Below are 12,407 nucleotides of genomic sequence, written 5' to 3'. Positions count from 1 at the left end.
GCGACGCCGGATCAGCGCATGGCGAGGTGAGTAAGGTCGACCGCCTTGATCCATTCGGTCTCCGGATAGACGATCAGCGCGCCGAGCGCGAGCGCGATGCCATAGGGAATCCCGCTCTGCTTGTCGTGCAGCCGGTTCAGCCAGGCTTGTCCCGTGAGCAGCGAGGGCAGCGGCCATTGCCGAAACTGAATCAGCAGGACCGTCAGCGCGCCGCCGAGCAGCGAGGCATAGACCAGATAATTGAGGAGATGGTCGAAACCGAACCAGAGCGCCACGCTGGCCGCGACCTTCGCGTCGCCGCCGCCGACCCAGCCCATCGCAAAGCAGGCAAAGGCCACGACGAGAACGGCGGCGCCGGCGCCGAAATGCAGGAGGATGTCGTGAAGGCCCATGCCGCCGAACACCGCAAGCGCGACGAAGCCCGCGATCAGGGCTAGCGACACTCGGTTCGAAATCGTCATGGTGAAAAGGTCGCTCGCGGCTGCGAACGCCATCAGGGCTGGAAACAGCAGGAGACGGGCGGTATCGAGGATCATGAACTCACGCTTGCTGGCGAATGGCCCGATGTCCAGGCTCCGGCCGAGCCTAGCCACGAGAAGTGAACAATCGGGAAACGCCGGAAATCGTAGTCGTGCGCATCCGAGGCGCTTTCTGAGTCCGGCAGTGCGGACCTTGCGAAAAACAACAAAGGCCCCGGCATGCCGGGGCCCTTGAAAGCTAGCTCGCACCCGTCGCTTACTTCAGCGAGGTCGAGATGGCAGTGAACTTGCTCGACAGCGTGGTGCCGAGACCGTTGACGACGCCGATGATCGCGATCGAGATGCCGGCGGCGATCAGGCCGTATTCGATGGCAGTTGCGCCGGACTCGTCCTTCACGAAACGCGAAACGAGATTCTTCATGATAACTCCTGTGTACACACGTGGCTGGTCGAACTTAAGTTTGGTCTCGCCGGCGTTCTCAGCACCGTGACCATGGCGTCACCCTAGGGTGCGACAATTTCGGCGCAGTTAATTCGACCGTGCAAAAATGCTTGAAGCTTGCAGTTCTTGAGCACAGTAAACGCCGCATTAAGGCATCCGATAAAATGCAAGCGCGACGTCATGCACGGCTACAGGCGGTCGCGCCGTGCCGGCCGACCCTTTTGATTCACGGCTCCTTAAGTGCGGGCGGATACCCCTTGCAGTGTCCGATTGAACGAGGTCGTCATGTCCAGTTTGCCAATGGAAGTCATCGAGGTAGTGGGCCAGACGATAGCGAAGGTCGTTCCTGTCACGATCGCGCTTGCTCTCGTGTTCACGGTACTCTCGCATTTTTGGGCCTGCAATCCGGGCAAACCCTGGTGGCGCAAGCGCGAGCTCATCACCGACATCTGCTACTGGTTTCTCGTACCGGTGTTCGCGCGCACCTTGCGCATCGGACTATTGGTGCTCGGCGCCGGCATCGTCTTCAACATTCACGAGGCCGACGAACTGATCGCATTCTACGACAATGGCCATGGACCGCTGTCGCAGCTTCCGCTCTGGCTGCAGGCGGTGTTGTTCCTCGTTGCATCCGACTTCATGCTGTACTGGCTGCACCGCATGTTTCACGGCGGCGGGTTCTGGAAGTATCATGCCATCCATCATTCCTCTGAGGATCTCGAGTGGATCTCGGCGGCGCGGTTTCACCCCGTCAACCTGTTCATCGGAACGATCCTGGTCGACGTCATCCTGCTGATGGCGGGCATTTCTCCCAACATCATGCTCTGGGTCGGGCCGTTCACGACCTTCCACTCCGCCTTCGTTCACGCCAACCTGAACTGGACACTGGGGCCGTTCAAATACGTGCTTGCCACGCCGGTGTTCCATCGCTGGCATCACACCTCGCTTGAAGAGGGCGGCAATACCAATTTCGCGGGCACGTTTCCGCTCTGGGACATCCTGTTCGGAACGTTCCGCATGCCGGAGAACCGGCTGCCCGACAATTACGGCGTCGACGATCAGCAGATCCCGACCGAGATCGGCGGGCAATTGGCCTATCCATTCCGTCAGTAGCCCGGCCGGTAATTTCGCATGAGCACTGAAGTCGGGACGATCCAGCGGGCCAAAGCCTTCAGCCTGGGCGATGTCCCGGCATGGTTCTGGCTCGGCATCGCCGTCTACGCGCTGCTACTGATCGGTAGATGGCTTCTGAACGATTCGGATACCTACTGGCAGATCGCCGTGGGCCAGTGGATCCTCGACCACCACGCTTTGCCACGCGTCGATATCTATTCTTTCACCAAGGCCGGAGAGCCGTGGACATCATCGTCCTGGCTGTCGCAGGTACTGTATGCGGTGAGCTACAATCTGGCGGGCTGGACCGGACCCGTGGTTCTCGCCGCGACCTCCATCGCCGTAACCTTTGCGTTGTTCGCCCATATTCTCGGCCGCCGCATTCCCGCGGCCTATGCGGTCGCGGTCGCGATCGCGGCGCTGGTGCTCTCGATGGGGCATTTTCTGGCGCGCCCGCACGTATTGGTACTGCCGATCATGCTGGCATGGGCGTACGGGCTGATGTCGGCGAGCGAGCGCGGCCAGGCGCCGTCGCCATGGCTTTTGCTGCTGATCGCATTGTGGGCGAACCTGCACGGCGGATTCATATTCGGCCTGGTGCTGGTCGGCGCCTTCGCGCTCGATGCGCTGTGGAATGCCGATCGCGCGCAGCAAAGGTCGCTGGCGCTGCGCTGGGCAGCATTCGGCGTCGCTGCTCTGGCGGCGTGTTGCGTCACGCCCTACGGATGGGGGTCGATTCTTGCGGCGCGCAAGATTCTCGATCTCGGGGAACTGCTGCATCTCATCTATGAATGGATGCCGGCCAACTTCAGCAAGTTCGGCCTGTTCGAGATGTCGATCCTGGCGTTGATCGCGGGCGCGCTTTACGGCGGCGTAAAGCTATCGCCGCCGCGGATCGCGCTCGTGCTGGGTCTTTTGCACATGGCGCTGTCGCACGTCCGGAACATCGAGATCTTCGCGTTGTTGCTGCCGATCGCGGTGCTCGCACCGGTGGCGTCGCAGTTCGCGTTGCGGCCGGCTTGGTCTGCCCGCACCGGCGCTCCGATGCCTGTGCTGGCCGCGGTGATGATCCTCCTTGGCGGCTGGACATGGCTGCTCGCGGCGAACACCGCATTTGCGCCGCCCGAAAACCACTCGCCGGCCGCCGCCGTCGATGCTCTCAAGGTGCGCAATCCCAAGCGCGTCCTCAACGACCTTCCCTTCGGTGGCTATCTGATCTGGCGGCAGATGCCGGTGTTCATCGACGGGCGTGCCGAACTCTACGGCGAGGCGTTCGAAATGGCGTATTACCGCGCGCTCCAGCTCAAGGACATCAACCAGCTCCTCAGCCTTCTCAAGGACTACGAGATCGACGCCGTGCTGCTGACGCCCGCCACTCCGGCGGCGAGCCTGCTCGATCATCTCGACGGCTGGCAGAAAGTCTACGCGGACAAGAATGCAGTGCTGCATGTTCGCGCCGCGAATTGATTGATCGCGGCAGTTTCCGAATCAGCGGCGATTTCGCGCGGGCGGCGCTTTTCACCCCATGATGCTGCTGCTCGGAACCATCGCCGTTGAGGGCAACGGCTCCCGCCGCCACCATGGGCCTGCGCGGCGCAAGACCAGACCGGCGACGATCAGCGTAGCGCCGAGCCCGACCGGGATGCCTGCGAAGATGAAGGTTAGGATCAGGGCCATCGCACAGCCGAGCGCGGGAAGCTCGTAAGCGCGAAATCCGGACTTCAGTCCGATGCGGACCAGGAACGCTATCGGAATCGCCAGCACCATCATGTCGTACATGTACAGATACGGCGTGCTCAACAAGGTGCCGGCCGCAAGCGCCGCGGCCTTCATCGCGTAGGGCACGCGGCTCCTCCACATCAGCGCCAGCACAGTGGCGACCGAAGCGGTCAAGACCCATTGAAACGCCCACGCCAATTGGTCGGAGCCGCCCAAATAGCGCACCAGCGCAAGAAGGCTCTGCAGTTTCCACCACGCGGCCCTGCCTTCGGTCAGGAAGGCTTGCGAGGACAGCGGCAGCCAGTGAAAGAACGCCTGCCAGCTTTCGGTGCCGAACGCGAGCCAGGACGCGAGAGCCAACAGGACAGCCGTGACGCCGGCGCTAATGAACACGCGCCAATGTCCGGCGGCGATCAGCACGATCGGAAACAACAACCCGTATTGGGGCTTGTAGCTGAGCAGCCCGAGACACACGCCCGCCAGAACCGGTCTCGTCGGTAGCAGGTAGAGTGTGCCACCGATCAGCGCGGCGGTCAGAAAGCCGTTCTGTCCGACCATCATGTTGACGAACAGCATCGGAAGCGCGACCGCGAGCATCAGGCCGAAACTACGGCCAACGACCGCCCGCATAACCGCGAGATATGGCACCAGGCTGATTACCATCCAGCCAAGGAAGGCCATCGGATAAGGAAACTGAGCCAGAAAGGCCGCAACGAACAGGAACGGCGGCGGATAATGCCACGCGAAATTGCCGGAGAAGTCCTGGCCAAGTACCGCCACCTCGACTTGCCTCTGGATATCCCAGTCATAGGCCAGTGCCGGATGACCATCGAGCACGAGGCGGCCCGCGGCCCAGACGTTCACGAAATCGGTCGGCTCGAGGCGGCCATTCAGATCGTAGATCCATAAGCCCAGGAAGTACGCCACCGCGAAATAGCCGGCATTGATGCCGCATAGCACAAAGCACGCTCTGAACAGCGCGTCAGGAACGCCGCCTTGCCCGGGCGGGTTCATCGCAGCTTGTGCCAAAGTGGCCATGCGGATTCTCTTGCCTTTGCTGGAGCTCAGACTCTCAAGCAGTAGGCCGGAGTGAATTGCCGAAATCTTAAGCCTTTGGGTGTTCCGGCAGGATTTCGACGGCGCCGCTGGATGTCAGCGGTCAAACTGGCGGGTGCGCCCGAATTCTGGTAGCGAGTCCGCAAACTCAGGGCCCACCGGTTGGAGCAATTGCCGCTCCGGGTTGCCCGACCGGAAGAGACGGGTATGTCGGGCCTGCCCACGGAAATCGTCGAGATGCTAGGCCAGACCCTGGCCAAGGTGGTGCCGGTCACGATCGCGCTGGCGCTCGTGTTCTCGCTGCTTTCGCATTTCTGGGCCTGCAATCCCGGCAAGCCGTGGTGGCGCAAGCGCGAACTCGTCACCGACATCTGCTACTGGTTCCTGGTGCCGCTGTTCGCGCGCGTATTCCGCATCGGGCTATTGGTGCTCGGCACCGCTTTGCTGTTTGGAATTCACGACGCCGACGAGCTGATCGCCTTCTACGACAACGGCCACGGCCCATTGTCTAGGATGCCGTTGTGGCTGCAGGCGATGCTGTTTCTGGTGGCTGCCGATTTCATGATGTACTGGCTGCACCGCATGTTCCACGGCGGCGGATTCTGGAAATACCACGCCATTCATCATTCGTCGGAAGATGTGGACTGGATCTCGGCGGCACGCTTTCACCCGGTCAACCTGCTGCTCGGGACCATCGGGGTCGACGTCGTGCTGCTGATAGCCGGCATTTCGCCGGGCGTGATGCTGTGGCTCGGGCCGTTCAACATTTTCCATTCGGCGTTCGTTCACGCCAACCTCAACTGGACGCTGGGGCCGTTCAGATATGTCGTGGCGACGCCGGTGTTTCACCGCTGGCATCACACCTCGCGCGAGGAGGGCGGCGACACCAATTTTGCCGGCACCTTTCCGCTCTGGGACATCCTGTTCGGGACCTTCCGGATGCCGAAGGGCGCGCTGCCGGAGCAGTACGGCGTAGACGATCAGTCCTCGTTCCCGCGCGAAATCATTGGGCAACTGGCTTACCCATTCCGCAAATAGGCCGGCGGCGGATTTCTTGCCGCACAGCCGGTTCTATTTGCCGTTTGTTCATGAATTGTCGTCAGATTCACCTTGTCGGGCGCCGGTTCCGCTGCGTATCGCCATCGCCGGCTTGTTGATGCCCCGGGGTAAAGTATGTCGTTCAAGTTCCCGCGTATTCGCGCACGAGCGCGTTCTGGATTGCGTTCTCTCGCTGCAGGAATACTGCTGTGGCCGGCCGTCGGCCTGGCCTCGCCCGATCCCGACCGCATCGCCGTCTATGTCGACCAGGCGAAGCTCGTGAAGCTTCCCGCCAAGGTCTCCACGATTGTGGTCGGAAACCCCTTGATCGCGGACGTCACGCTGCAGAGCGGCGGCATCGTCGTCGTCACCGGCAAGGGCTACGGCGCGACCAACTTCATCGCCATGGACCGCAACGGCGAGGTGCTGGTGGACCGCCAGATCCAGGTCGAAGGCCCGACCGATCAGCTCGTCACCGTCTATCGCGGCGTCGAACGCGAATCCTATAGCTGCATGCCGATCTGCCAGCGCCGGGTCACCCTTGGTGACGGCGACGGCTACTTCAAGACCGCCATCGATCAGGCCGGTTCGCTCAGCGGTCAAGCCAGCGGCGCTGCAGGCAAAACGGGAAACTGAGCCCCTAACCGGTCCCTTTGCGAGACGGGTCAGAGGAAGCTTGTCGGCGCGTCCAGCACATTGTCCCGTCTGCGAATCGACGTCGGCCCGCACGCTCCGAGGTTAGTTAACGCCCGGTTAGCGAGGCGGGCCGCCCCACTTCGATTCGACGAAACACTTCCACAATCACTTTCAGCTAGTTCTTGCGGGCGGATAATCGCTGCCGTCTGGGGACTTTTCGATGTCGTCACCCGCTCCTGCAACAGTCTCTGTTAGAAGTCTATTGCGCCGATTTCGCCGCAACCGGCGGGGCACGGCCGCCGTCGAGTTCGCGCTGATCGCGCCGTTGTTCTTCCTCCTGCTGTTTGCGATTATCGAGGCGGCGATCGTGTTTTTTGCAGGCCAGCTTCTGGAACAGGGAACGGCGGATAGCGCGCGGCTGATGATGACGCATCAGGCCCAGGACAGCGGCATGGACGAAACTGCGTTCAAAACGAACCTCTGCAATCGCATTAAAGTATTGTTCAACTGCGACGGCGGCAATCTGGCCAACCTTACCGTGGATGTGAAGGTCTTTACCCCGGGCACCGAGATCACGATTACCGATCCGATCGTCGCTGGAAGCCTGACCGGACCTTTCTCATATTCTGTGCCGCCTTCGGGCTCTCCCAATACCATCGTCGTTCGCGCCTTTTATAAATGGCCGCTATTCGTGACCGGATTAGGCTTCAACTTGGCAAATCTCAACGGCAGCCAACGGTTGCTCGCTGCGACCGCCGCTTTTCATGTAGAGCCGTGATGCGATGATGGTGTCCCCGATGCAGAAGATGTCGCTTCGCGTGCGCGGTCTGTTGGCCGATCGCAGCGGCCTTGCGGCGGTTGAGTTTGCCATTATCTTGCCGGTGATGGTGGTGATGGTCTTCGGAGTGGTCGAGATTTCGTCGGCCATTTCTGCGGATCGCAAGGCCACCCTGGCGGCGCGAACGCTTTCCGATCTGACGTCTCAGATGAAGAGCGTGGCAGATGCCGACCTCAAAAATTTTGGTCAAACGGCAAAGGCGATCATGACGCCGTACCCGGCATCGCCGTTGATATCCTCGATTACGCAGGTTTACATCGATGCATCGGGGGTCGCTAAGGTCCAGTGGAGCAAGGGACTGACGATCGATCCGTCAGGCAAAGTCGATATCACGATGGCGCCTCATAACAAGGATGACATTGTGCCCTTGCCGTCGACTCTCGTTGCGGCCAAGGGCACATACGTGATCTGGAGCAAAGTCAGCTACAAATATACACCGGCCGTCGGCTATGTGGTGGCGAAGACCATCGACCCCTTTGACAGTGCCGCTTACACGCGTCCGCGGACGGAGCTCTGTGTTACATATCCGACGGGTGGCTACGCCACTTGTCAGGGCTCGTAGCATTCGCCGCGGACCTTCCCTTGGAAGACGGGCGGCGCTGTTTCGTGGGTTGAGTTGGTCGGGCTTCGGTAAGGGCGGGCCCGATCCGCTGCATTGGAAAGCGGTCCTGTACGGCTTCGATCGGATCAGGATCTAATGCGCGCGCCAGCAACGCGGTATTCCTGCATCGATCGCCTGCCTCGCCGCCAAACGGACAACCTTAGTCTCATCGCGGTCGTTCCGGGCGCCTTGCCGTTTGGGATAGAACGCCAGGAAAGACGTTGGCCTTGTGGGGCCAAGGCCATCCGCAGTCGTGGCCGATTTTGAAGAAGACGGGGCTCGCCGGCCGAACAGCCCCGTTGAGGGGCTGATGGCCGGCCCCTTCTGCCAGGTCAGTGCGTGATATGCGCGGTCCGCAGCGCGTGCTTGAACATGGCGTCCAGAGCAAGTTTGATCTCGTCGGGCGTGTTCGCTGTGCGGAAGAAATCAGACGACGACGCGCATTTCCGCAGGCTGGCCGGAATATACTGAATGTTGTTGTTGGCATAGGTGCCTTCGTTGCCGGCAAAGCTCGTATTCACGGGATCGATCTTTTCATAGGGAATATAAAGCACGGAAACTTTGATGCCGCGGCCCTTGAGGGCTTCGCAGGAGGGAACGGTCGTCAGGGTGTTCTGGAGATCAATCGTGGTGGCGTGGTTGCTGCCGGACCAGGAGCCGTTGGGAACGCCTTTCACCTGGTTGTTTTGTGCGCCGTCGGTGATGAGGAAGACGTAAGGCTGCGGGGTGGTCGGCGTGCTGCCGTCGCCGACGGCGCCGCTGCCGCCGGAGATGAGGTTATTGACCGAAGTAAGCGCGGCACTGATATGCGTGCCGCCGGAGCCAAGGTTTGCATTTACATTTGTATCAAGCAGCGTGGCAAGGTTTGCGGCCGCGTAGTTGATGGTGCCGGGGGTTTCGGGATCGCCGTTGATGTTTTTGGTCAGCGGAAAATAGGCGTAGAGATACCGGATGAACGGGTAGAGACCGATCTTGAACTGGTCGGGAACCTTCTTCTCGGCGTTCGCGGTTTTGAACAACTCGGTCAAGGCGTAGCCGACCGCGTCGAGGCGCAACTGGATGCAGTCGTCGGTGCCAGGGGCCTTGCAGTTTGGAACCGCGGTCAGGCCTCCCCCGGTCAGGCCCGACTGCGGCCCGGGGTTCTTGGGGGCATACAGCGAGTTCGGCAGGCCTGAAGCGATGCCAGTCGGCAGTTGCTGCTTCTTGGGATAAGTGTTGTTTGTCATGAGGAGACTTGTGTATCCGGATTGGCTCACGCGCGAGATTTTATAGCCCAAGCAGTAGTTGTTCGTTGGGTATCCCTGGGTCCCGCTATTGGTGCAGGCGCTGTTCTGCGGCGAAAAATGGCAGGCGAAGGCGCAGCCGGTGGGATATTGGCGATAGTTATCCGGGTTGATTTGGGCAAGCCGCGTCTGCTCGGCGGGCGTCGACGCCAGGCCCATCGAGCCCGAGACGTCCAGCGTCAGATAAAAATCGAGATACGGCGGCAACGAAGCGGCCGAACTTGAAACGCCCGTTACCGTCAGCTTCTGAAACCCAACCACTTTCATGAAGGTTACCGGTACGTCGGCCGAGAACGTGACGCTGGCGGCCAGCTTGATTCCGGTCTTCGTAACGGTGCTGTTGCGGACCAGATTTTGGTAGCCGGTGATCCCGTTCATGTTGGCATCAAAGACATTGTTGGCATCGGTAACGCCGGCGGTGACCGAGCCGTTGCCTGTCATGGCCGAAGCCGCGAGAAAGCCAGGCGACTTCTGTGCAAGCGCGGCGATGCTCGCAGCGTCCGCCGCGGTTTGCATTTTGGCCTTCATTCGGGTCGCCTGCGAGTAATCCACTGCACAGCCGACGGCCGATATCAGGGGGATCGCCGCGATCGTGAAAATTACCGCCACATTGCCGCGTTGATCGCGGCGGAAACGGGAAAGAAGCTGCTGAAGACGGAATTGCACGAGAGCGCCCCTTGGCTATCCAAAAGCGCGTGATCGTAGCCCCGGCCCTCCTAAGTGCCCCTTAATTCGATTGCCGAAAAACGGGCTGATCTCGGACGTGACCGATTTCAGCAACGGTCGGTTACGATCTCTTTACTACGTGAGATCAGTGAAGACGCAGCGCCCTGTGCGTTCTTCGTCGACAAGCAGATCGCTCGCACCGACCAAATAAAAAGGCCGCGCATCAGCGCGGCCTTTCTATATTTCGAACTGGATTTCTCGGCCGAGGCCGAAGGAAATCCTTTATCCGGCGGCGCGCAGATTGTCGGCCGAAGATTTGCCAGAGCGGCGATCTGCCACGATTTCGTAGGAGATCTTCTGGCCTTCACGCAACGTTCCAAGACCGGCACGCTCGACAGCGCTGATGTGCACGAACACGTCATTGCCGCCGTCATCCGGCTGGATGAAGCCATAGCCCTTGGTTGCGTTAAACCACTTCACGGTTCCCATGCTCACGGGGGTAGTCCCTTCTCAGATATACAAGTCGTAGCCCACCTTTCGACGGGCTGGTGAGATCGAATTTTTGGAAGGGTCGTCAGCGTCTAAACCGGCTGTACCGGTGGATAGCTAATGTCGTCCGGCCGAAAATCGATACCTAATATTATTCTATAGTAGGGTTCAAAACAATCCTGACGTGCGACTTTTTGATTCGGCCGGCCAGCCGCCCTCATTCGCGCGCGACGCCGCCGCGTCGGGCGCGACTTCGAGGGCGTTTACGATCTGTTTACCGGCGGCGGAACTGGCCGCCGCGCGGCGGCGCGCCGCGTGGGGCGCCCGGTGTCGACGGACGCTCGTCCTTGTGTCGGAAGATCAGGCGACCCTTCTCCAGATCGTACGGCGACATTTCGATCGTCACGCGGTCGCCTGCCAGCGTCTTGATCCGGTTCTTCTTCATCTTGCCCGCGGTATAGGCAACAATCTCGTGTCCGGCATCGAGCTGCACGCGATAGCGCGCGTCGGGGAGAATTTCGGTCACCAGTCCTTCGAACTGGATCAGCTCTTCTTTAGCCATGGTGGTCTCCAGGTCGATCGAGGCTAGCGCTGCGGTCGGTGGTTACGGTTCGGTTGATTATTCGGACGGCTCTCGCGATGCAAGAAGGCGACGCCCTGAATGCCCTCGCTTTGGCCGGCCTGGCTCTTGCCGGCCTGCTGGGCCGGACGCGGCGCTTCGTGCCTGTTCGGCTGCTGCGCATTATTACCACCACCGCGTCGGCGTCGGCGAGGGCCTTTTGCGCTCGGGGCCGGTTCATGAGAACGGCCAGCATGGACGCGTGTTCCGGGCCGTCCGCCCCGGTTCTGGGCGGGGGCCGGCGCCGCATCACGGTGGCCCGGCGTCCTTCGGTCTTCCCGCGGCAGCGCAATGCGAATCAGCCGCTCGATGTCGCGCAGATAGCCCATTTCCTCGGCGCCCGCGATCAGCGAGATCGCCACGCCCTCGGCGCCGGCGCGCGCGGTGCGGCCGATGCGGTGGACATAGGTTTCGGGGACATTGGGCAGGTCGAAATTCACGACATGGCTGATGCCGTCGACATCAATGCCGCGGGCGGCAATGTCGGTGGCGACCAACGTGCGGATCTCGCCGGAGCGGAACGCCGCCAGCACGCGTTCCCGGTGGTTCTGCGACTTGTTGCCGTGAATCGCATTGGCTTCGATGCCGGCCTTGGCCAGCACCTTCACCACCTTGTCGGCGCCGTGCTTGGTGCGGGTGAAGACCAGCGCGCGGTCGACCGGTTCCTGCTTCAAGAGCTGCGCCAGCACCGCCGGCTTGGCCGCGAAATCGACCTGGATGATGCGCTGGCTGATCCGGTCGGCCGTCGAGGCCACCGGCGTCACCGCCACCCGCGCAGGGTCGCGCAGCATGGATTCGGCGAGTTCCGCGATATCCTTCGGCATGGTGGCCGAGAAGAACAGCGTCTGCCGCTTGATCGGCAGCTTGGCGACGACTTTGCGGATGTCGTTGATGAAGCCCATGTCGAGCATACGGTCGGCTTCGTCGAGCACCAGGAACTCGACCTGGTTCAGCTTCAGCCCGTTGCTCTGGACGAGATCGAGCAGACGGCCGGGGGTCGCCACCATCACTTCAACGCCCTGCATGACCGAGCGGACCTGGCGGCCCATCGGCACGCCGCCGATCGCCAGCGCCGAGGTCAGGCGGATGTGGCGGCCATAGGCGTTGAAGCTGTCGAGGATCTGGCCTGACAGCTCGCGGGTCGGCGACAGCACCAGCACGCGGCAGCTCTTCGGCTGTGGCCGGATGCGGTTCTCCAGGATCCGGTGCAGGATCGGCAGCGCAAACGCCGCGGTCTTGCCGGTGCCGGTCTGGGCGATGCCGACCACGTCACGGCCGGTCAATGCGATGGGAATGGTCTGGGCCTGAATGGGCGTGGGCGTGTGGTAATTTTCTTCCTTGAGTGCACGCGAGATGGGATCGGCAAGGCCGAAATCCTGAAAGGAGGTCAAAAGGGTGGTTCTTTCCATTAAAAGAGGCAGGCGCCCG

General features: G+C 61.2%; 13 protein-coding genes. 6 read left to right on the top strand and 7 right to left on the bottom strand.

Features of this window, described 5'->3' with window-relative positions:
• Nucleotides 1-11: 11 nt before the first annotated feature.
• Both KJQ96_RS12965 and KJQ96_RS12960 read right to left on the bottom strand, forming a co-directional pair.
• A complete protein-coding gene (locus tag KJQ96_RS12965; RefSeq protein ID WP_213286977.1) occupies nucleotides 12-536 on the bottom strand; it encodes a prepilin peptidase in 525 nt (174 codons plus the stop codon).
• 199 nt (nucleotides 537-735) lie between these two features.
• Nucleotides 736-900, bottom strand: coding sequence for a Flp family type IVb pilin (locus KJQ96_RS12960; protein WP_213286976.1), 165 nt, complete (start codon nucleotides 898-900; stop codon nucleotides 736-738).
• A gap of 306 nt (nucleotides 901-1,206) precedes the next feature.
• Between KJQ96_RS12960 and KJQ96_RS12955 the strand changes: the two genes are divergently transcribed.
• Nucleotides 1,207-2,034, top strand: coding sequence for a sterol desaturase family protein (locus tag KJQ96_RS12955; protein WP_213286975.1), 828 nt, complete (start codon nucleotides 1,207-1,209; stop codon nucleotides 2,032-2,034).
• A gap of 18 nt (nucleotides 2,035-2,052) precedes the next feature.
• Nucleotides 2,053-3,501, top strand: coding sequence for a hypothetical protein (locus KJQ96_RS12950; RefSeq protein ID WP_213286974.1), 1,449 nt, complete (start codon nucleotides 2,053-2,055; stop codon nucleotides 3,499-3,501).
• 51 nt (nucleotides 3,502-3,552) lie between these two features.
• Here the strand turns inward: KJQ96_RS12950 and KJQ96_RS12945 are convergent, their stop codons facing one another.
• Entirely contained in the window at nucleotides 3,553-4,791 is a 1,239-nt protein-coding gene (locus KJQ96_RS12945; RefSeq protein WP_213286973.1) for a glycosyltransferase family 87 protein, read from the bottom strand.
• 225 nt (nucleotides 4,792-5,016) lie between these two features.
• On the opposite strand from KJQ96_RS12945, the gene KJQ96_RS12940 reads away from it, so the two are divergent.
• The 4 genes from KJQ96_RS12940 to KJQ96_RS12925 all read left to right on the top strand — a co-directional run bounded on the left by KJQ96_RS12940 (nucleotide 5,017) and on the right by KJQ96_RS12925 (nucleotide 7,883).
• Complete coding sequence (locus KJQ96_RS12940; protein ID WP_213286972.1) at nucleotides 5,017-5,847, top strand: sterol desaturase family protein; 831 nt, start codon at nucleotides 5,017-5,019, stop codon at nucleotides 5,845-5,847.
• Nucleotides 5,848-5,982: 135 nt separating this feature from the next.
• Nucleotides 5,983-6,483, top strand: a complete 501-nt coding sequence (locus tag KJQ96_RS12935; RefSeq protein ID WP_213286971.1) for a pilus assembly protein N-terminal domain-containing protein — start codon at nucleotides 5,983-5,985, stop codon at nucleotides 6,481-6,483.
• A gap of 220 nt (nucleotides 6,484-6,703) precedes the next feature.
• Nucleotides 6,704-7,261, top strand: a complete 558-nt coding sequence (locus KJQ96_RS12930) for a TadE/TadG family type IV pilus assembly protein (RefSeq protein ID WP_213286970.1) — start codon at nucleotides 6,704-6,706, stop codon at nucleotides 7,259-7,261.
• A gap of 19 nt (nucleotides 7,262-7,280) precedes the next feature.
• A complete protein-coding gene (locus tag KJQ96_RS12925; protein ID WP_249734016.1) occupies nucleotides 7,281-7,883 on the top strand; it encodes a TadE/TadG family type IV pilus assembly protein in 603 nt (200 codons plus the stop codon).
• A 371-nt stretch (nucleotides 7,884-8,254) separates the two neighbouring features.
• Here the strand turns inward: KJQ96_RS12925 and KJQ96_RS12920 are convergent, their stop codons facing one another.
• From KJQ96_RS12920 to KJQ96_RS12905, 4 genes are all read right to left on the bottom strand, one after another.
• On the bottom strand, nucleotides 8,255-9,871 hold the full coding sequence (locus KJQ96_RS12920) for a TadE/TadG family type IV pilus assembly protein (protein WP_213286969.1): 1,617 nt from the start codon (nucleotides 9,869-9,871) through the stop codon (nucleotides 8,255-8,257).
• Nucleotides 9,872-10,153: 282 nt separating this feature from the next.
• On the bottom strand, nucleotides 10,154-10,366 hold the full coding sequence (locus KJQ96_RS12915) for a cold-shock protein (protein ID WP_002714433.1): 213 nt from the start codon (nucleotides 10,364-10,366) through the stop codon (nucleotides 10,154-10,156).
• A gap of 268 nt (nucleotides 10,367-10,634) precedes the next feature.
• Complete coding sequence (gene infA / locus KJQ96_RS12910) at nucleotides 10,635-10,922, bottom strand: translation initiation factor IF-1 (protein ID WP_028349326.1); 288 nt, start codon at nucleotides 10,920-10,922, stop codon at nucleotides 10,635-10,637.
• A 23-nt stretch (nucleotides 10,923-10,945) separates the two neighbouring features.
• Nucleotides 10,946-12,388: a DEAD/DEAH box helicase gene (locus tag KJQ96_RS12905; RefSeq protein WP_213286968.1), complete on the bottom strand. Its 1,443-nt coding sequence runs from the start codon at nucleotides 12,386-12,388 to the stop codon at nucleotides 10,946-10,948.
• Nucleotides 12,389-12,407: the final 19 nt, after the last annotated feature.

It is taken from the genome of Bradyrhizobium sp. sGM-13 (assembly GCF_018398875.1).
In the GTDB taxonomy this organism is placed as follows: domain Bacteria; phylum Pseudomonadota; class Alphaproteobacteria; order Rhizobiales; family Xanthobacteraceae; genus Bradyrhizobium.
The sequence above is the reverse complement of the archived record's forward strand: the minus strand, read 5'-3'. Positions and strand labels throughout refer to the sequence as shown.

Bases quoted from the DNA above. Each gene is read 5' to 3' on its own strand.
- KJQ96_RS12905 (WP_213286968.1), bottom strand. From the start codon at position 12,388: ATGGAAAGAACCACCCTTTTGACCTCCTTTCAGGATTTCGGCCTTGCC.
- KJQ96_RS12930 (WP_213286970.1), top strand. From the start codon at position 6,704: ATGTCGTCACCCGCTCCTGCAACAGTCTCTGTTAGAAGTCTATTGCGC.
- KJQ96_RS12935 (WP_213286971.1), top strand. From the start codon at position 5,983: ATGTCGTTCAAGTTCCCGCGTATTCGCGCACGAGCGCGTTCTGGATTG.
- infA (WP_028349326.1), bottom strand. From the start codon at position 10,922: ATGGCTAAAGAAGAGCTGATCCAGTTCGAAGGACTGGTGACCGAAATT.
- KJQ96_RS12940 (WP_213286972.1), top strand. From the start codon at position 5,017: ATGTCGGGCCTGCCCACGGAAATCGTCGAGATGCTAGGCCAGACCCTG.
- KJQ96_RS12925 (WP_249734016.1), top strand. From the start codon at position 7,281: ATGCAGAAGATGTCGCTTCGCGTGCGCGGTCTGTTGGCCGATCGCAGC.
- KJQ96_RS12965 (WP_213286977.1), bottom strand. From the start codon at position 536: ATGATCCTCGATACCGCCCGTCTCCTGCTGTTTCCAGCCCTGATGGCG.
- KJQ96_RS12950 (WP_213286974.1), top strand. From the start codon at position 2,053: ATGAGCACTGAAGTCGGGACGATCCAGCGGGCCAAAGCCTTCAGCCTG.
- KJQ96_RS12955 (WP_213286975.1), top strand. From the start codon at position 1,207: ATGTCCAGTTTGCCAATGGAAGTCATCGAGGTAGTGGGCCAGACGATA.
- KJQ96_RS12960 (WP_213286976.1), bottom strand. From the start codon at position 900: ATGAAGAATCTCGTTTCGCGTTTCGTGAAGGACGAGTCCGGCGCAACT.
- KJQ96_RS12945 (WP_213286973.1), bottom strand. From the start codon at position 4,791: ATGGCCACTTTGGCACAAGCTGCGATGAACCCGCCCGGGCAAGGCGGC.